Annotated in this window: 16 protein-coding genes; 10 read left to right on the top strand and 6 right to left on the bottom strand. The window is 67.6% G+C overall.

Going from position 1 to position 17,681, the window contains the following annotated elements:
• Positions 1-37: 37 nt before the first annotated feature.
• Positions 38-595: a DUF4287 domain-containing protein gene (locus AC1RUS_RS03150; protein ID WP_492912913.1), complete on the top strand. Its 558-nt coding sequence runs from the start codon at positions 38-40 to the stop codon at positions 593-595.
• 227 nt (positions 596-822) lie between these two features.
• Here the strand turns inward: AC1RUS_RS03150 and AC1RUS_RS03145 are convergent, their stop codons facing one another.
• On the bottom strand, positions 823-1,134 hold the full coding sequence (locus tag AC1RUS_RS03145) for a DUF3253 domain-containing protein (protein ID WP_492912911.1): 312 nt from the start codon (positions 1,132-1,134) through the stop codon (positions 823-825).
• A gap of 103 nt (positions 1,135-1,237) precedes the next feature.
• On the opposite strand from AC1RUS_RS03145, the gene AC1RUS_RS03140 reads away from it, so the two are divergent.
• The gene (locus tag AC1RUS_RS03140; RefSeq protein ID WP_492912909.1) at positions 1,238-1,690 is read left to right on the top strand and encodes a PaaI family thioesterase; all 453 of its coding nucleotides are present in this window, start codon (positions 1,238-1,240) and stop codon (positions 1,688-1,690) included.
• Positions 1,691-1,744: 54 nt separating this feature from the next.
• Here AC1RUS_RS03140 and AC1RUS_RS03135 read toward each other — a convergent pair whose 3' ends face one another.
• From AC1RUS_RS03135 to AC1RUS_RS03120, 4 genes are all read right to left on the bottom strand, one after another.
• Positions 1,745-2,362, bottom strand: coding sequence for a glutathione S-transferase family protein (locus AC1RUS_RS03135; protein WP_492912978.1), 618 nt, complete (start codon positions 2,360-2,362; stop codon positions 1,745-1,747).
• 196 nt (positions 2,363-2,558) lie between these two features.
• On the bottom strand, positions 2,559-3,839 hold the full coding sequence (locus AC1RUS_RS03130; RefSeq protein WP_492912907.1) for a NupC/NupG family nucleoside CNT transporter: 1,281 nt from the start codon (positions 3,837-3,839) through the stop codon (positions 2,559-2,561).
• A 334-nt stretch (positions 3,840-4,173) separates the two neighbouring features.
• Positions 4,174-5,094, bottom strand: a complete 921-nt coding sequence (locus tag AC1RUS_RS03125) for an EF-hand domain-containing protein (RefSeq protein WP_492912905.1) — start codon at positions 5,092-5,094, stop codon at positions 4,174-4,176.
• Between the two features lie 298 nt (positions 5,095-5,392).
• On the bottom strand, positions 5,393-7,468 hold the full coding sequence (locus AC1RUS_RS03120) for a S46 family peptidase (protein ID WP_492912903.1): 2,076 nt from the start codon (positions 7,466-7,468) through the stop codon (positions 5,393-5,395).
• Between the two features lie 184 nt (positions 7,469-7,652).
• Here AC1RUS_RS03120 and AC1RUS_RS03115 point away from each other — a divergent pair, with 184 nt between their 5' ends.
• The 5 genes from AC1RUS_RS03115 to AC1RUS_RS03095 all read left to right on the top strand — a co-directional run bounded on the left by AC1RUS_RS03115 (position 7,653) and on the right by AC1RUS_RS03095 (position 13,247).
• A complete protein-coding gene (locus AC1RUS_RS03115) occupies positions 7,653-8,855 on the top strand; it encodes an ABC transporter permease (RefSeq protein WP_492912901.1) in 1,203 nt (400 codons plus the stop codon).
• Complete coding sequence (locus AC1RUS_RS03110) at positions 8,852-9,601, top strand: ABC transporter ATP-binding protein (protein WP_492912899.1); 750 nt, start codon at positions 8,852-8,854, stop codon at positions 9,599-9,601. Before AC1RUS_RS03115 ends, AC1RUS_RS03110 begins: the two co-directional genes overlap by 4 nt.
• 18 nt (positions 9,602-9,619) lie before the next feature.
• The gene (locus AC1RUS_RS03105) at positions 9,620-10,621 is read left to right on the top strand and encodes an HlyD family secretion protein (RefSeq protein WP_492912897.1); all 1,002 of its coding nucleotides are present in this window, start codon (positions 9,620-9,622) and stop codon (positions 10,619-10,621) included.
• Positions 10,622-10,813: 192 nt separating this feature from the next.
• The gene (locus tag AC1RUS_RS03100) at positions 10,814-11,719 is read left to right on the top strand and encodes an SDR family NAD(P)-dependent oxidoreductase (protein WP_492912895.1); all 906 of its coding nucleotides are present in this window, start codon (positions 10,814-10,816) and stop codon (positions 11,717-11,719) included.
• Positions 11,720-11,957: 238 nt separating this feature from the next.
• A complete protein-coding gene (locus tag AC1RUS_RS03095) occupies positions 11,958-13,247 on the top strand; it encodes an outer membrane protein transport protein (protein WP_492912893.1) in 1,290 nt (429 codons plus the stop codon).
• Between the two features lie 166 nt (positions 13,248-13,413).
• Here AC1RUS_RS03095 and AC1RUS_RS03090 read toward each other — a convergent pair whose 3' ends face one another.
• On the bottom strand, positions 13,414-14,526 hold the full coding sequence (locus tag AC1RUS_RS03090; RefSeq protein WP_492912891.1) for an Mrp/NBP35 family ATP-binding protein: 1,113 nt from the start codon (positions 14,524-14,526) through the stop codon (positions 13,414-13,416).
• A 99-nt stretch (positions 14,527-14,625) separates the two neighbouring features.
• On the opposite strand from AC1RUS_RS03090, the gene hflK reads away from it, so the two are divergent.
• Genes hflK through AC1RUS_RS03075 form a run of 3 tightly spaced genes read left to right on the top strand, consistent with a single transcriptional unit; the run spans position 14,626 to position 17,659 of the window.
• Positions 14,626-15,717 (top strand): FtsH protease activity modulator HflK, encoded by a 1,092-nt coding sequence (gene hflK, locus AC1RUS_RS03085; protein ID WP_492912889.1) that lies wholly within the window; start codon positions 14,626-14,628, stop codon positions 15,715-15,717.
• Positions 15,714-16,565, top strand: a complete 852-nt coding sequence (gene hflC, locus AC1RUS_RS03080) for a protease modulator HflC (RefSeq protein ID WP_492912887.1) — start codon at positions 15,714-15,716, stop codon at positions 16,563-16,565. The genes hflK and hflC overlap by 4 nt, the downstream gene beginning before the upstream one ends.
• Positions 16,566-16,618: 53 nt before the next feature.
• Positions 16,619-17,659 carry a purine nucleoside permease gene (locus AC1RUS_RS03075; protein WP_492912885.1) on the top strand — a complete coding sequence of 347 codons (1,041 nt, stop codon included), beginning with the start codon at positions 16,619-16,621 and terminating at the stop codon, positions 17,657-17,659.
• Positions 17,660-17,681: the final 22 nt, after the last annotated feature.

Here is a 17,681-nt window from a genome sequence, read left to right as displayed (position 1 = left end):
ACAGCGTTCACTGGCATGTCGTCGAGGAGGCCTAACCATGGCGGACCCACAGGTCGAGATCGCGAACATGATCGCCAATCTCGAGGCCAAGACCGGCAAGTCGCTGGAGACCTGGATCGCCGCGGTGCGGGCCAGCGGTCATGAAAGGCATAAGGCGGTCGTCGACTGGCTGAAGGCCGAGCACGGCCTGGGCCATGGCTACGCCAACATGGTGGCGCACAAGACCTTCGCCTCTGACGCAGGCTCCAGCGAGGACGACGCCCTGCTGGAGGCGATGTTCGCCGGACCCAAGGCCGCCATGCGACCGGTCTATGAGCGGGTGGCGGCGATCGTGGCGGGGCTGGACGGCGCGAGCTTCGCGCCCAAGAAGGGCTATGTCAGCTTCCGTCGCGCCAAGCAGTTCGGCCTGGCCCAGCCCTCGACCAAGGACCGGCTGGACCTGGGCCTGAACCTCAAGGGTATGGAGCCGTCAGGCCGGCTGGAGGCGTCGGGATCATTCAACGCCATGGTCAGCCATCGCGTGCGCCTGGCCTCGCCCGATGAGGTCGACGGCGAGGTCGAGGCCTGGATCCGAAAGGCGTGGGAAGGCGCTTAGGCGGAGCGACATTCAGGATCGCGGACAACCAATCTCCTAAAATCCGTCATTCCCGCCCTTGTGGCGGGAACCCCTCTATCCGCCGCAGGTGTAGGAGGGGCGGACCGCCGGCGGTCCGCTTGCATCCCACGCGTCAACTGAACCAGGGGTTCCCGCCACAAGGGCGGGAATGACGGAGAATAGAATGACGGAGAATAGAGACAGTAGTCGGCTGAAAGTCGATCCGCCTAGACCTCGCCACCCTCTTCGTCCGCGCCCTCATCCTCGACCGCCGTCTCGAACGAGGTCGGGTCGCCCGGCAGGCGGGTGCGGAGGCGGTAGACGCCGCGGAATTTCTCGGGGTCGACCGGCTTGTTATGGCGCAGGATGACGATCGTCCCGGCGCGGGCCAGTTCGATGGCGTTGGTGCGCACGTGACCGAGGATCTGCTGCCAGCGCTCTGGCTGCACCGCCTTGGCGACGTTCATGGGGTCGATGGACTTCCCTTCGGGCAGGCCCGCCAGTTGGGAAAGGATGGTCTCTTGGATCGGGGTCGTCATGGGCGCTCCCATGCCACGGATTGTCAGCAGAGGCGAGACTTGCGCTTGCGCGCCTTTCGACGCGGTTCTAGCTGAGCGTAACAAGAATACGGGGACGAAGCACATGGATGGCGGCAACGACGCGCCCGGCGGGCCGCGCCTGGTCGAGACCGGCGAATGGGCCGGCTGGCGCACCTGGTCGGGCCTGGATCCGTTCGAGGACCAGTCCGGGCCGTTCTATTTCAAGGAAAATGACGCCGGCCTCGTCACCACCGCCTTCCGCGCCGAGACCCGCCACATGAACGGCGGCGGCTTCATGCATGGCGGCTGCATGATGACCTTCGCCGACTTCTCGCTGTTCGCGATCTCGTGGAAAGAACTGGGCGCCCAGCACGCCGTGACGGTCAGCCTGAACGGCGAATTCCTGGGTCCGGCGCGGCCGGGCGACCTGGTGACGGCGACCGGCGAGGTCACCAAGGCCGGCGGCTCGCTGCTGTTCGTGCGGGGGCTGGTGTCGACGGGGAGTTCGCCGATGCTGAATTTCTCCGGGGTGATCAAGAAGATCCGGTCACGGTAGATCCGCCCCCCTATGGGGGCGGACGGCTGCGCAGCAGCCCGGTGGGGGCAAGTATCAGACCCCAACCTTCGCCGCCGGCCGCTCCATCATCGCCTTCAGCCACCGCGCTACATTGACCAGCTCCGCATCCGGCCGAAACCGCACCATCCGCGCGAAATCCAGACCCGTGGCGGCCAGGATATCAGCCATGGTCACGCGGTCGGCGGCGATGAACTCGCTTTCGGCCAGGCGGCGATCGAAGACCTTCAAGGCCCGTTCGGCGGCCTTGCGGTTGGTTTCGGCCACTTCCGGCACCTGGGTCTCGATTGCCGCCAGGGCTGGATGACCGTGGCGCACCGCCATCATCAGCGGGGTCGACAGGAGCATCTCGGCGCGGCGCGTCCACATCTCGATGACGGCCGTCTCCAGCGGATCGCGACCGAACAGGTTCGGCTCGGGATAGACGCTCTCCAGATAGCGGCAGATGGCCACCGACTCGGTGATCGTGGTGTGCTCATCGATCTCGAGGGCGGGAACGTTGGGCAGGCCGGCCTTGGCCAGGTAGTCCGGCTGGCGGTGCTGGCCGCCGAAGATGTCGATGTCGACGATCTCGACATCCTCGATCCCCTTCTCGGCCATGAACCAGCGGACCCGGCGAGGATTGGGGGCGCGGCGGCTGTCATAGAGCTTAATGGCGAGATCCTCCCATTTTGACGGAGGATGCAGGGTTTTCCCTGCGTAATGAAAGTCCTTCCCCCTTGATGGGGAGAAGGGTTGGGATGGGGTTGACTGCTGAGCTGGCCGCGAAGCGCCGCGCTCAAGATCATCCGCCGCATCACCCCCAACCCCGCCCTTCCCCCATCAAGGGGGAAGGGAGAAGATCAGAGACCTACAGCCCGAACAGCGCCCGGGGCATCAGGCCGATCAGCGAACCGGTCAGGCAGGTGGCGAGGAAGCCCGCCATCATCGCCTTCCAGACCAGGCTCAGCACTTCCTGGCGGCGTTCCGGCACCAGCACCGAGAAGCCGGCCACGTTCATGCCGACCGAACCGATGTTGGCGAAGCCGCACAGGGCGTAGGTCATGATCATCCGGGTGCGCTCGTCCAGCAGGTTCACGCCGGTCTTGGACAGCTGGATGAAGGCCGTGAACTCGGTGAGGATCAGCTTCACGCCCAGCAGGCCGCCGGCGGTGCCGGCTTCGTTCCAGGGAATGCCCATCGACCAGGCCAGCGGCGCGAAGACCACGCCCAGGCCGCGCGCGATGCTCAGCGGCTGGCCGCCGACGTCGGGCATGGCGCCCAGGATCTTGTCGACCATGGTGGCCAGGGCCACGAAGACGATCAGGGTGGCGCCGACGTTCAGCGCGATCTGCAGGCCGTCGGTGGTGCCCTTCATGACGGCGTCGATGGCGCTGCCATAGGTCTTGTCTTCGGTGGCGAGATCGAGATCAGCGCCCTTCTCCATCGGATCGGACGGCACGATGATGCGGGCCAGCAGCACGCCGGCCGGGGCCGAGATGATCGAGGCGGTCAGCACGTGGGCGGCGGCGTTGGGCAGCACGTTGGCCAGGATCGTGGCGTAGGCCACCATGGTCGAGCCGCTGACGCAGGCCATGCCGACCGCGATCAGCATGAAGAGTTCCGAGCGGGAGAGCTTGTCGAGATAGGCGCGGATGAAGATCGGGCCTTCGATCTGGCCCATGAAGATGGTCGCGGCGGTGGCCAGGGCCGGCGGGCCGCGCAGGCCCAGGGTCTTCTGGAACACGAAGCCGAAGGCCTGGGCCGCCCACTTCAGGATGTTCCAGTGCCACAGCAGCGCCGACAGGGCGCAGACCACCAGAATCACCGGCATGACGCGGAAGGCGAAGATGAAGCCCGCGCCCGGATTGCTCACCGGATAGGGCTGGTCGCCGCCGGCCAGGAAGCCGAACACGAAGGCCGTGCCGGCCTGGGTCGAGGCGCCGAGGCCCTCCACCGCGCCGTTGACGCCGCGCATCATGGCCTGGGCTTGCGGCAGCCCGAACAGCAGCAGCACGAGACCGACCTGGACGATCAGGGCGCCGATCGCCAGCACCCAGGGGAAGCGTTTGCGATTCTCGGAGACCAGCCAGCAAAGGCCAAGGGTGACCGCCAGACCCGCTAGGGCCTGAACGTTCTCGGGACGAAACATCAAGACGGAAGGACCTTTGAACTGGGCGACGCCCCCGCGACGTCAGCCAAGGGACGAGATTGACACCAAGTTTACACTTCGACGCAAGCGGCTTGCGCGGCGGGCTTCAAAGGAACCGCGTTGTGCCGCGTTGTAAGGCGTTGCTTACCAGCGAAGGCCAGCCCTTCAGAACGCGTCATGGCGCCATCACACCCTTAAAACTTGTCATCCCGGAAGCCTCGTAGAGGCTGTCCGGGACCCAGGGGCCGGCGCAGTGCGGTTGCTCTGGGTCCCGGCTCTCCGCTTCGCTGCGGCCGGGATGACAAGGTTTTGGGGCTTCAGCTGAAACTCAACCTCACGCCGTCGCGCTGACGGTCGAGGTCGTTCCCGACTTCGAAGCCAGGGCCGTATCCAGTTGCGCCAGCAGCTTGGCCATCAGGTCCGAGGCCAGGGTGGAGCTGGAGAGCAGGCTGGAAAGGCTGCTGTCGGTGCTGGTCGTGGTCGACGACTTGGCGCCGTCCAGCATGCTGGCGAATTCGGAACCCGAGAGGGATCCGTCGCCGTCCGTGTCGCTGGCCGAGATCAGGTCGGCGGCGGCGCTGGCCGCGTCCGTGTCGTCGGTGTCGGCGGCGGCCAGTTCGGCGGCCGAGACCGTGCCGTCCTGGTTGGTGTCGAGGGCTTCGAACACGCCGCTGGAGCCGGTGGCGCTGGTCGAACCACCACCGCCGCCGCCACCGCCGCCCGGAGGCGGACCACCCGGCGGCGGACCGCCCGCGCCCTGCATGCCCTGCATGGCCGACTGGATCGTCGTGGCCGTCGTCAGGCCCGCGGCGATCTCGTCGGACGACAGCGCGCCGTCGTCGTCGGAATCGAGCGCCGAGATCATGTCGCTGGCCATCTTGCCTTCCAGGCCCAGGTCTTCGACGCCCTCGGGGGCGTTGGCGGACAGGGCCGAGGAAATCTCGTCGGCCGACAGCAAACCGTCGCTGTTGGTGTCGCTGCTGGTCAGGATCGAACCGGAGTCCGAGCCCAGCATCTGCACCGACATCAGCGAGCGAAGTGTGTCGCTGCTGAAATTCGCGCCCGAGCTGGACGAGCCGCCCATCGGCGGCGGCGGCGGAGGTTGCCCGCCGCCCTGCACATTCTGCCCAATGGACTGGAACTCGCTGAGCGACAGCGAGCCATCGCTGTCGGCGTCAGCGGTGGTGAACATGGACTGTTGGAGCTGAAGCAATTGCTGCGTCAGCGAAGATGAACCGACACTGGAGACGGTCATCGAGCTCTCCTTTCTGGTTGCGGCGTCGTGGCCGGAAGACCAGAACGCCCGCGCCGGACGGACCGACGCGGGCGAAGTCGAGCGAAAAACATTCCACATTTCAGCAAGTTGCGGCGTGGAAATGTTGCGGCAAGCTTGGAGGCCGTAACGCCCCCTCCGTCACGCTGCGTATTCGCAGCGCGCCACCTCCCCCGCTTCGCAGGGGAGGAGGAACCGGCTTCTCCTCACCCGTGAAACGGGGGAGGTGGATCGGCGCGAATACGCGACGAGACGGAGGGGGCGTCCGGCGCGAACCGCCCTACTTCCCCGTCAGTTCCGCCACCAGGGCCGTCCGCCCATAGACCTTGGTCAGCGCCTCGGTGATGGCCGAGGTCGCCACCACCACGGTGCGGTTCAGGGTCCCGTCGTAGCCATAGGCCCCGCCTAGCGAGTGGATGTTGCCGTCGAAGGCCGCGCCGATCACCTGGCCCTTGGCGTCGATCACCGGCGAGCCTGAATTGCCGCCGATGATGTCGTTGGTGGTGACGAAATCGTAGACCGTGGTCGGGTTCAGCCTGTCCTTGGCCGCCAGCCAGCGCGGGGCGGCCGCGAAGGGCTCGGCGCCGGTCGCGCGGTCATAGAAGCCGGCGAAGGTGGTGAAGGGCTTGATCTCGCGGCCGCGCTCGGTCCAGCCGGCGACCTTGCCGTACGACAGGCGCAGGCTGAAGGTCGCGTCGGGATAGACGCTGTCGCCCAGCACCGCGAACCGGGCCTTGGCGATCTTCTCGGCGGCGGCGTCGACCGGGGCGGTGACGCTGGCCTGATAGGCCTTGCGCGCCTCGCGGGCGGCCGGGTCCATGGCCAACACGAAGCGGATCATCGGATCGTCCGAGGCCTGGATCGCCGACAGGCCGCCGTCCCACAGCGCCTTGCGCGCCGCCGGATCGGCCAGCTTACTGCCGGCCACCAGGCGCGCCGACAGGCCCTCGGGGCTTTCCTTGCCCAGCAAAAGCTTGGTCTGCGAAGCGTCGGCGGTCAGATATTCGCGGGTCTTCAGCAGCCAGTGCTCGAGATAGAGCTGCTCCAGCGGCGCGTCGACCGGACGGGCGTCCAGCAGGCGCTTCTCGACCAGAGTCAGGCGAGTGTCGCCATATTCGGGCAGTCGGTCGGCGGCCGGCTTGGCGCGCTCCTGCGCGGCGCGCACCAGGGTGCGGGCGTAGCCGAACAGGTCGGAACCACCGCCGGCCGAAGTCTCCAGCTGGCGCATGACCAGGAACTGGTCGGCCAGGGCCTTCTGGGCGGTCGCGATCTGGTCCCAGGCCGCCCCGGTCTGGGCCGCCAGCGCGGGATCGGCGGCGACCTTGGCCCGCAGGCTGTCCTCCTGGGCGCGCTTGGCGTCCATGAAGGCCTTGTCGGCCAGCACGAACTGGCGGCCGAAGAAGACCTTGTAGCTGTTCTCGACGCCGGCCAGCGGCTGGTTGGCGATGCGCTTGTGCTCGACGCTCTCCTCGCCGAACTGGATCAGACGGCCGCGCAGCTCCGAACGCTGCAATTGGCCGACGGGGATGACCAGGTCGCGCTGGGTCTCAAGTTGCGAGACGGTCAGTTGGCGCTCGGTGGAACCGGGATTGCCGGCCACGAAGGTGGGCTCGCCGGCCACAGGCGGGGTGGCGCGCCACTTCAGGAACTGCGGCGTCTGCGCGGGTTGGCCATTGTCGTACAGGCGCACGAAGGCGCTATCGAGGTTGAAGCGCGGGAAGTTGAAATTGTCGGGATCGCCACCGAAGAACGCCGTGGCGTATTCCGGCGCGAAGACCAGCCGCACGTCGGCGTAGCGGCGGTACTTGTACACCTTGTACTGGCCGCCCCGGTAGAAGCTGATGGTCTGGCAGCGCAGGGTCTTGTCGTTGCCGCAGGCGGCCAGCTCGGCCGTGGCGAAAGCCGCGTCGCGGGCCTTGATGAAGTGCTGGCCGGTCTTGCCCGCCCCCGCCGCCGCGACCGCGTCGGTGACGTCGACGATGGTCAGCAACACCTCGGCCTGCATGCCCGCGCACTTCAGCTCTTCCTCGCGCGCGCCGGTCAGGAAGCCGTCCTGGACGTAGTCCTTGCCCTCGCTCGACAGCGCCTGGGCGCAATCGGCGACGCAGTGATTGTTGGTCAGGACCAGGCCCTGCTTGCTGACGATCGAGGCCGAGCACCCCGTGGTCAGACGCACCGAGGCCGCCTGCACCGCGTCCAGCCAGGGCTGGTCGATGGTCACGCCATAGGTCGCCTTCACCTTCGCCGAGGGGAAGTTGTCGAAGGTCCACATGCCTTCGTCGGCCCGGGCGGCGGCGGGAATCGCGCCCACGGCGGCGAGGGAGAGAACGAGGGCCGAAGCCAGGCGCGCGGTCATGAAGCCACCAGAAAAGTTACAATATAACATCAGCCATATCGCCCTCTCGCCCGCAATAACAGCCCCTCGCCCGGGCAAGTCCTCGCGATTTCAAACCCTCGGTCGCGCCTTACCCCGATTTAACTTGGCCGCTCAGCGATCGCCGTTCATTGCTGCAACTCTTGATTGGGGGAGTTGAGTTCGCATGTCGCTGGCCTTGGCCACGTTGTTGTACGAGTGGCGTCGATACATGGCGGCCGTCGTCGCCCTGGCCTTCTCAGGCCTTCTGGTGCTGGCCTTCCTGGGCATGTTCATGGGCATCGGCAAGGCGTTCACCGCCCAGATCGACCGCGCCCGCGCGGACATCATGGTGCTGGGCCCCGGCGCCACCGCGCTGTTCAACGGCGGTCCCTCGGGCCTGCCGCGCCGGATGATCCCCTTGGTCTACAGCCACCCCGAAGTGCTGCAGGTCGCGCCGCTGGACGGCTCGGGCGGTCGCTTCCAGAACATCCTGTCGCCCGAACAGATCGCCAAGGCCGAGGCTCGCGCCAAGCAGGGCGGCAAGAAGGGCGGCGGCGGAGGCGGCGGTCGCAAGACCGAGTTCGTCAACGTCACCGTCATCGACGCCATCCCGAACTATGTCACGGTGCCCACCGACTACACCGACAGCATGATCGAGGCCCTGCGCCAGCCCTACACGGTGGCCGTCGACCAGACCGCCCTGGGCCGGCTGGGCGTCAAGAAGGGCGACAAGGCTCTCTACAACGGCAAGACCGTCACGGTGGCCGTGGTCACCACCGGCTATCCGAACATGATGCAGGCCTCGCTGGTGATGTCGCGCGACACCCTGCGGATGCTGGGCGAGGCCGACACCGGCCAGCGCGTCGGCCCGCTGATGGTCAAGATCGCCGATCCCTCGCGCGCCGAACTGGTCGCCGCCCAGCTCAACGCCAAGGCCAACGGCAAATTCCGCGCCTGGACCCGTCAGGAGCTGGCCGACGCCAACTCCAACTCGATGTTCAAGGAAAGCTTCATCAGCATCATCCTGATCTTCGCCCTGATCATGGGGGCGGTGATCGGCATGGCCATCACCTGGCAGACCCTGCGCGGCGCGATCATGGCCAACATCAAGGAGTTCGCCTCCCTGCGCGCCCTGGGCGTGTCGATGGGCAGCCTGCGCGGCATCGTCATGGAGCTGAGCTTCTGGGTCGGCGTCGCCGGCATCCTGATGTCGGGCGTGTTCACCTGGGCCGTAGCCAGCCTGGCGGCGATGGGCGGCTTGCCCATGGCCTTCCCGCCCCCGCTGGTGGCGGCCATCGCCTTCTTCCTGCTGATCATCGCCATCCTGTCGGGCCTGCTGTCGCTCGGCGTTCTGAAGAAGAGCCAACCCGCGGACCTGCTGCGATGAGCGACGATCACAGCCACAAGCGCGGGCAAAGCGCGCTCACCGCCAAGGGCATCGTCAAGCGGTTCAAGACCGGGCGGGCCTATATCGAGGTGCTCAAGGGCGTGGACTTCGACGCCAAGCACGGCGACGTGACCATGGTCATGGGCCCTTCGGGCTCGGGCAAGTCGACCCTGGTGGCGGCCCTGTCGGGGCTGCTCAAGCCCGACGAGGGCAAGGTCTCGGCGCTGGAGGCGAACGACCTCTGGGCCCTGTCCAGCGGCAAGATCGACAAGTTCCGCCTCGACCACTGCGGGTTCATCTTCCAGGGCTTCAACCTGTTCCCGGCCCTGACCGCCAAGCAGCAGGTCATGACGGCGCTGAAATACCAGGGCGTGGGTCCCGGCGAGTCCGCCCGCCGCGCCCAGGCCGCACTGGAGTCTGTGGGCCTGGGCCCGCGCGTCAACCAGCGCCCCGCCGAGCTGTCGGGCGGCGAGAAGCAGCGCGTGGCCATCGCCCGCGCCCTGGCCAAGAACCCGAACCTGATCTTCGCCGACGAGCCGACCTCGGCCCTCGACGGCAAGAGCGGCGAGACCGTCATCAGACTGCTGCGCGCCGCCGCCACCGAGCGCGGCGCGGCGGTGATCTGCGTCACCCACGACCCGCGGTTGGAGGCCTATGCCGACCGCGTCATCCACATCGAAGACGGCCGGATCCTGGACGACGTGCGTAGAACGCCCGACGCCAATCCCGCGCCGCTCAGCCACTGATTTCTGGGGGAAGTACACATGCCCGGCTTTTTGCGCCGTCCTGCGTTCTGGATCATGATCGTCGTCGTCGCCCTGATCGGCGGCGGGTTCTTCTACATGAAGGGCCAGGCGGCCGAGAAGAAGAAGAAGATCGAAGCCGCCGCCAAGATGGAGGAGCCCTCCCCCTATGCGGCCATCGCCAACGGCAAGGCCGACATCGAGGGCGGCGTGATCCAGGTGGCGGCCCGCCGCCAGGGCATCGTGCGCGACGTGTTCGTTCAGGAAGGCGACATCGTCGTGAAGGGTCAGCCCCTGGCCAAGCAGGAGGACGACGACGTTCGCCTGGCCGTCCAGACCGCTTCGGCCAACCTGGCGTCGGCCAAGGCCCAGCTGTCGCTCTATCACGTGCAGTTGCGCACCGCCCAGCGCGAGCATAAGCGCCTGCAGGGTCTAGCGACCTCGAACTTCGTCGCCGCCCAGAAGCTGGACGCCGCCGCCGACCAGATCGCTCAGGCCCAGGCCAATATCGGCTCGCAGCAGGCCGCGATCAGCGTCGCCGCGGCCCAGCTGGCTCAGGCCCAGTACAATCAGGAACTCACGGTGATCCGCGCGCCGGCCAACGGCCGCATCGCCCGCCGGCAGGCCAATCCGGGCGCCGGCGCCTCGACGCTGAACGTCACGGCCATGTTCGACCTGGAGCCGAACACCCAGCGCATCGTTCGCGCCGAGATCGTCGAGGCCGACATCCCCAACGTCACCATCGGTCAGGAGGTCGAGATCCAGCCGGAAGGCGATCCGGACAAGACCTACACCGGCAAGGTCCTGCGCCGCGCCGCCGTGTTCGGGGCCCGCAAGCTGGCCTCGGACGATCCCAGCCAGCGCAGCGACGAACGCGTGGTCGAGGTGGTGGTCAGCGCCGACGGCGCGCCGTTCCTGGTCGGCCAGCGCGTGCTGGTCAAGTTCATGAAGCCCGGCAAGAAGGCCGGCGTGAAGCGCGCCAGCCAGCCGATGGGCGGCGGCATGACCAAGCCGGCGAAGTAAAGCCTTGCGTCTTTGAGGCTCGGCTTCGCCTCGCACCTCAGGATGAGGAATTCAGAGCAACAGAGCTCCTCATCCTGAGACGCCCGCGCGGCGGACCTCGAAGGACGCACAGCGCTTCCCCACCTTGACGCCTCCCCTCCCGCGCCGCACAAACGCGCCAAACCAAACACGCGTTTGAGGGAGACTTGAGGCATGTCGGACATCCGTTTTGACGGCAAGGTGGCGATCGTGACGGGCGCGGGCGGGGGTCTTGGCCGGCAGCACGCCCTCGAGCTGGCCCGTCGCGGCGCCAAGGTGGTGGTCAACGACCTGGGCGGCAGCGTCGACGGCTCGGGCGGCTCGTCCGACGCGGCCCTCAAGGTCGTGGAGGAGATCAAGGCCGCTGGCGGCGAAGCCATCGCCCACGGCGCTTCGGTGACCGACGACGCGGGCGTCGCCGACCTGGTCAAGACGACCATGGACACCTGGGGCCGCATCGACATCCTGATCGCCAACGCCGGCATCCTGCGCGACAAGACCCTGTCCAAGATGGAGCTGGCCGACTTCGAGCTGGTCATGCAGGTCCACGTCTTCGGCACCTTCAAGCCGATCAAGGCGGTCTGGGACATCATGAAGGCCCAGAACTACGGCCGCATCGTCGTGACCACCTCGTCGTCGGGCATGTACGGCAATTTCGGCCAGTCAAACTACGGCGCGGCCAAGATGGCGGTGCTGGGCCTGATGAACACCCTCAAGCTCGAGGGCCAGAAGACCAACATCCACATCAACGCCATCAGCCCGGTCGCCGCCACGCGCATGACCGAAGGCCTGATGCCGCCCGAGGTGCTGGAAAAGCTGAAGCCGGAATACGTCACCCCGGGCGTCGTCTACCTGGCCTCGGAAGAGGCTCCGACCGGCGCGATCCTGACCGCCGGCGCCGGCGCCTTCGCCCTGACCCGCCTCTACGAGACCGAAGGCGTCTATCTGGGCGAAGGCGGCCTGTCGGCCGAAGAGGTCCGCGACAGCTGGGGCCAGATCACCGCCGAGGACGGCCAGAAGGCCTATTTCAACGGCGGCGAGCAGGGCCAGAAGTTCTTCCGCAAGATGGCGGGCGGCTGATCACAGTCCAGTTGTGAAAGTTACGCTAAGTAACGCGCCAGCAACAATCCTGGTTTTTGACATAACGACGATTGAAACGGGGCCTGCGCGGCCCCGTTTCTTTGACCAACTCAACAAAATTCACGGTTACGCGAATAAATAGCAACGGTTTCTGACGGAATGCGTTAGAGGCGGCGCTCCACGAGCGCGGAGACGCGTTCGGCGGGCTTCTCCTCCCCCAGAAGGTCTCGTCAGTCTCATGTCTATTTCGCGTAACAGCCTCGCCGCCGGCGTGGCCTTCGGCGTGCTCGTCGCCGCCTCGCAAGCCTCGGCCTCGGCCTTCTATCTGCAGGAACAGTCGGTGCGCGGCACCGGCCGGGCCTATTCGGGCGAAGTCGCCGACCGCGGCGCCGCCAGCCTGTGGTGGAACCCCGCCGCGATCGCCGGCATGGACCACAACGAAGTCTACGGCGGCCTGAACGCCATCCTCGTCGACTCGCAGGTCAACGACGCTGGCTCGACCATCACCCGTCCGGTCCCGGTGACCACGGGCGTCGGCGGCGAACTGAAGTCGTCCAAGCCGATCAACGACGGCATCGTTCCCAACCTGGCCAGCGCCTGGCGGATCAACGACCAACTGACCTTCGGCCTGTCGGTCGCCGCGCCGTACAACTTCACCACCGAGTACGGCCCGCGCAGCTGGACCCGCTACGACGCCCTGAAGTCGCAGCTGACCACGATCGACGTCCAGGGCACCGTCGCCTACCGTCTCAATGACAAGCTCGACCTCGGCGTCGGCGTCAGCGCGGTCTATACCGACGCCGAACTGACCAACGCCCTGCCCAACATCTCGCCGCTGCAAGCCGACGGCCTGCAGTCGCTGAAGGGCGACGGCTGGGATTACGGCTGGACCGTCGGCGCGCAGTATCACGCCACCCCGGCCTTCACGATCGGCGCGAGCTACCGCTCGGCGATCAAGAAGACCCTGAAGGGCGACGTCGCCGTCTCGGGCCTGCTGGCCCCGATCCCGGCCGCCAACAACTTCACAACCAGCGGCGAAGCCGAGTTCTCCTCGCCCTGGATCGCCAACCTGGGCGCCCGCTGGGCCGTCAACGACCGCCTGACCCTGAACGGTTCGGTCAGCCGCATCGGCTGGAGCGAGTTCGACGCCATCCGCGTCAAGTTCGCCACCTCGGGCTCGACCAACGTCCAGGACTACAAGGACATCACCACGGTCGCCGTGGGCCTCGACTACCAGGCCTCGCCGCGCCTGACCCTGCGCACCGGCGTGCAATACGACCCGACCCCGACCCCGGACGTCGGCCGCACCGCCCGCGTTCCGGACGGCGACCGCATGATGTACGCGGCCGGCGCCACCTGGGCCGCCAAGCCGAACCTGAACCTGGACGCGGCGATCAGCTACATCAGCTTCGACGACACCAAGATCAACCGCACGGACGTGACGGCGACCAGCTCGACCGTCAATCTGCGCGGCGACGTGACCGGTTCGGCCGTCGTGATGTCGGCGGGCGCGCGCTTCAGCTTCTAAGAGCTGAGGTTAGCTGGAAACAGAGAGGCCCGCCCGGAGCGATCCGGACGGGCCTTTTCTTTTGCGGTTGTCATCCCGGGCGTAGCGCAGCGAAGACCCGGGACCACCGCATGCGCTTCCGGCGGTCCCGGCTCGGCGCGCTTCGCGCTTGGCCGGGATGACAGGCTTAGTTCTTGACCACGCCCCAGAGCGTCTTGGCGGCGCCGGCGAAGGCCAAGGCTGCGGCGCTGGCGGGCTTGCCGATCACCACCGGCAGGCCGCCGTCGCCGCCTTCACGGACGGCCAGCTCGATGGGGACCTCGGCCAGCACAGGCACGCCCAGCGCCTTGGCCTCGGCCACGCCGCCGCCAGACCCGAAGATCGGGATCGGGGCGCCGGTCGTGGGATCGGCGAAGAAGGCCATGTTCTCGATCAGGCCCAGGATCGGGGTGGCGGTCTTGCCGAACATGATCGCCGCGCGGCGGGCGTCGATCAGGGCGATCTCCTGGGGCGTCGTGACCAGCACCACGCCGTCGATGCGCAGCTTCTGCACCAGGGTCAGCTGAACGTCGCCGGTGCCCGGCGGCAGGTCGACCACCAGCACGTCCAGCGGCGCGGTCTCCGAGCCCCAGGCAACGTCGTGGATCATCTGGCGGACCGCCGACGAGGCCATCGGCCCGCGCCAGATCATCGCCTTGCCTTCGTCGACCAGGAAGCCGATCGACATGATCTTGACGCCGTGGGCCTCCAGCGGCTGCAGCTTGCCGTCCTCGAAACTGGGCTCGCCGTCGACGCCCATCATGCGCGGGGCCGACGGGCCGTAGATGTCGGCGTCCAGCAGACCCACGCGCAGGCCCATGGCGTTGAAGGCGCAGGCGAGATTGGTCGCGACGGTGGACTTGCCCACCCCGCCCTTGCCCGAGGCCACGGCGATGACGTGCTTCACATGGGCCGGCTTCTCGGCTTCCGGCGGCGGGACCATGCGGGCCTGCGGGTCCTCGGAAACCTTGGCGCCCTTGCGCACCCGGGTCGCGCCCTCGGCGGCCTGGGCGGTCAGCACCACCTGGGCGACGTCGACGCCCGGCAGGGCGGCCAGCGCCTTTTCGGCGGCGTCGCGGATCGGCGCATAGGCGGCGGCGTTGGCGGCCGGAACCTCCAGCATGAAGCCGGCGCGCGCGTTGCGGACCACCAGGCCCTGCACCAGTCCAGCGGTCACCAGACCCTGACGGCTGACCGGATCGACGATGCGATCGAGCGCCGCGCGGGCGTCGTCGAGAGATGCGGGAACTTCGCCGGTCACGTCTATGTCTTGCCTTGTTAAGCGGGGGTCCTCATATCCGCGTGCGGGGGTGCATTTACAACCCCATCAAAACAAGCCGACGGGAAGACAACGCCGCTCATGCCGTGGAACGACAATGCTGGCCCTGGTCCCTGGGGTTCTCCGCCGCCGAATGGCGACAAGGACAACACTGACCGGCCTCGCCCCGGTCCGCGCAAACCGGCCGGCGGTCCTGGCGGCCAGGGCCCGATCGACCTGAACCAGGTGCTGGAAGACCTGACCGAGCGCCTGCGCCGCAACTTCGAGGGCCCGGACCGTCCGCGCGCCATCGCCACCGCCGTCGGCGCGGTGATCGCCCTGTGGGCCCTGACCGGCATCTATGTGGTCCAGCCCGACCAGCAGGGCGTGGTCTCCACCTTCGGCGCCTATTCGCGCGTCGCCGATCCGGGCCTGCGCTTCCACCTGCCTTTCCCGCTCGAGAGCGTCGAGAAGGTCTCGGTCAGCGAGATCCGCACCACCGACATCGGGGCCCCGGGCGCCGAGGGCGGCGAGGAGCGCCTGATGCTGACCAGCGACGAGAACATCGTCGACCTGGCGTTCTCAGTGCAATGGCGGGTCTCCGACGCGCCCAAGTACCTGTTCAACATCCGCGATCCCGACAGCATGATCCGCGCCGTCGGCGAGAGCGCCATGCGCGAGGCCGTCGGCAAGACCGCCCTCACCCCGATCCTGACCACCGGCCGCGGCCAGCTCCAGGCCGAGGCCGAACGGCTGATGCAGCAGATCCTCGACCGCTATGACGCCGGCGTGTTCGTCGAAAGCGTGCAGATCCAGACGGCCACCCCGCCGCCGCCGGTCATCGACGCCTTCCGCGACGTGCAGCGCGCCAGCCAGAACGCCCAGTCGGCCGCCAACGTCGCGCGCGGCCAGGGCGCCCAGATCGTCCAGCAGGCCAAGGGCTATCGCGAACAGGTGGTCCGCGAGGCCGCCGGTGAGGCCGCTCGCTTCAACCAGGTGTATGATCAATACAAGCTGGCCCCGGCCGTGACCCGCGAGCGCCTCTATATCGAGACGATGCAACGCGTGCTGGCCAACTCCAACAAGGTCATCATCGACAACAAGGGCGCCAGCGCCCCGGTGATCCTGCCGCCCGACGCCTTCCGCCCCAAGTCGGCCACCGTGGTCCGGCCCGTCGACGGAGCCGCCCAATGAGCCGCCCCCAGAACCAACTGATGACCCTGGCCGCCGGCGCGGTCGCCGTGCTCGTCCTGCTGGGCTCTACCGTCTATCAGGTGGACCAGCGCCACCAGGCCCTGGTCATCCGCTTCGGCGACCCGATCCGGGTGGTCCGCTCACCGGGCCTGCACCTGAAGGCGCCGTTCCTGGATCGCGTGGTCAAGTTCGACAACCGCAACATCGCCCTGAACGCCGACCAGGAAGAGGTCATCGCCGCCGACCAGGAACGCCTGGTGGTCGACGCCTTCGTCCGCTATCGGATCACCGATCCTCGCCAGTTCTACAAGACCCTGCGCGATGAAACGAAGGCCCGCGACCGCCTGGAGCGGATCGTCAACGCCTCGCTGCGCCAGACCATCGGCCGGGCCAATTCGGAAGAGGTGATCGCCGGCAAGCGCGCCGCGGTCATGGCCCAGATCCGCAACCAGGTCGCCCAGCAGGTCCACGCCTCGAACCTGGGCGTGCAGATCATCGACGTGCGGATCAAGCGCGCCGACCTGCCGGAAGCCAACCAGAAGGCGGTGTTCGAGCGCATGCAGACGGCTCGCCAGCAGGAGGCCGCCCAGCTGCGCGCCATCGGCGAGCAGCAGAAGCGCGAGATCGTCGCCACGGCCACTGAAGAGGCCGAGAAGATCCGCGGCGAAGGCGACGCCCGCCGGGCCGAGCTGTTCGCGTCCAGCTTCGGGCGCGATCCCAGCTTTGCGGCCTTCTATCGGTCGATGCAGGCTTATGAGGCGTCGCTTGGTCAGGGGGACACCACCCTAGTGCTTTCGCCCGACAGCGCCTTCTTCAAGTACTTCCAGCGCGGACCGCAAGCGCAGTAAGACCCCGGGGGCCGCGAGACTCACTCGCGGCCCCTCTTGTTTCGGGACTGCCCATGCGTCGCCTCGCGGTACTTGCCTGCCTCTTCGCCTGCCTGACCGCCGCCCCGGTCCTGGCCGCGCCACTGGAGGTGCGGGTGGTGGTGGTCACCGCCTTCGAGATCGGCGAGGACACCGGCGACATGGCCGGCGAATATCAGGCCTGGGCCCAGGTCATGCCGCAGAAGATCCCCTTCAAGGCCGGCTTCCGCGACCTGCGCTACGACGCCGCCAAGAAGACCCTGCTGTTGTCGACCAGCATGGGCACCAACCGCGCGGCGATCTCGACCATGGCGCTGGGGCTGGATCCGCGCTTCGACCTCTCCAAGGCCTACTGGCTGGTGGCCGCCATCGCCGGCGTGAACCCCAACCAGGGCTCGGTCGGCTCGGCCGCCTGGATCGGCGCTGTGGTCGACAGCGACTTCGGCTACACGATCGACCCGCGCGAGACGCCCAAGGCCTGGCCGATCGGCCAGATCCCCTTCCACCGCAAGGCGCCCTACGAGGGCTCGCCGCCTGCAGACAACGAGAACCTCTTCCCGTTGAACACCGCCTTGCGTGACTGGGCCTTCGACCTGACGCGGAACGCGGCCATTCCCGACAACGACGCCCTGAAGGCCCTGCGCGCGCCCTATGTCGGCCTGCCGAAGGCTCAGACGCCACCCACGGTGCTGAAGGGCGACGAGGTCAGCGGTCAGGCCTTCTGGCACGGCGCGATCCTCAACGCCCACTACGAGGCCTGGGCCGACTACTGGACGGGCGACAAGGACGGCTTCGTGATGACGGGCATGGAGGACACCGGCGTGCTGGGCGCAATCGACGCCCTGGGCCGCGTCGGCCGCGCCGATCCCAGGCGGATTATGGTTCTGCGCACGGCCAGCAACTACACGACTCCGCCGCCGGGCGGCGACGCGGCGACCAACCTGCTGGGCGAGCACACCGGCGTGCCGGCGCTGCAGTCCTCGCTGGACGCGGCGTTCAAGGTCGGGAGCGTGGTGGTGGATGAGCTGAGCGGGAACTGGGCGCGTTGCGCGGGGACGGTTCCGGGTTCAAAATAAGCCGTCATCCTGGCCAAGCGCG

The sequence above is a fragment of the Caulobacter sp. GW821-FHT10F06 genome, from assembly GCF_058809215.1.
The sequence above is the reverse complement of the archived record's forward strand: the minus strand, read 5'-3'. Positions and strand labels throughout refer to the sequence as shown.

Bases quoted from the DNA above. Each gene is read 5' to 3' on its own strand.
- AC1RUS_RS03150 (WP_492912913.1), top strand. From the start codon at position 38: ATGGCGGACCCACAGGTCGAGATCGCGAACATGATCGCCAATCTCGAG.
- AC1RUS_RS03145 (WP_492912911.1), bottom strand. From the start codon at position 1,134: ATGACGACCCCGATCCAAGAGACCATCCTTTCCCAACTGGCGGGCCTG.
- AC1RUS_RS03140 (WP_492912909.1), top strand. From the start codon at position 1,238: ATGGATGGCGGCAACGACGCGCCCGGCGGGCCGCGCCTGGTCGAGACC.
- AC1RUS_RS03130 (WP_492912907.1), bottom strand. From the start codon at position 3,839: ATGTTTCGTCCCGAGAACGTTCAGGCCCTAGCGGGTCTGGCGGTCACC.
- AC1RUS_RS03125 (WP_492912905.1), bottom strand. From the start codon at position 5,094: ATGACCGTCTCCAGTGTCGGTTCATCTTCGCTGACGCAGCAATTGCTT.
- AC1RUS_RS03120 (WP_492912903.1), bottom strand. From the start codon at position 7,468: ATGACCGCGCGCCTGGCTTCGGCCCTCGTTCTCTCCCTCGCCGCCGTG.
- AC1RUS_RS03115 (WP_492912901.1), top strand. From the start codon at position 7,653: ATGTCGCTGGCCTTGGCCACGTTGTTGTACGAGTGGCGTCGATACATG.
- AC1RUS_RS03110 (WP_492912899.1), top strand. From the start codon at position 8,852: ATGAGCGACGATCACAGCCACAAGCGCGGGCAAAGCGCGCTCACCGCC.
- AC1RUS_RS03105 (WP_492912897.1), top strand. From the start codon at position 9,620: ATGCCCGGCTTTTTGCGCCGTCCTGCGTTCTGGATCATGATCGTCGTC.
- AC1RUS_RS03100 (WP_492912895.1), top strand. From the start codon at position 10,814: ATGTCGGACATCCGTTTTGACGGCAAGGTGGCGATCGTGACGGGCGCG.
- AC1RUS_RS03095 (WP_492912893.1), top strand. From the start codon at position 11,958: ATGTCTATTTCGCGTAACAGCCTCGCCGCCGGCGTGGCCTTCGGCGTG.
- hflK (WP_492912889.1), top strand. From the start codon at position 14,626: ATGCCGTGGAACGACAATGCTGGCCCTGGTCCCTGGGGTTCTCCGCCG.
- hflC (WP_492912887.1), top strand. From the start codon at position 15,714: ATGAGCCGCCCCCAGAACCAACTGATGACCCTGGCCGCCGGCGCGGTC.
- AC1RUS_RS03075 (WP_492912885.1), top strand. From the start codon at position 16,619: ATGCGTCGCCTCGCGGTACTTGCCTGCCTCTTCGCCTGCCTGACCGCC.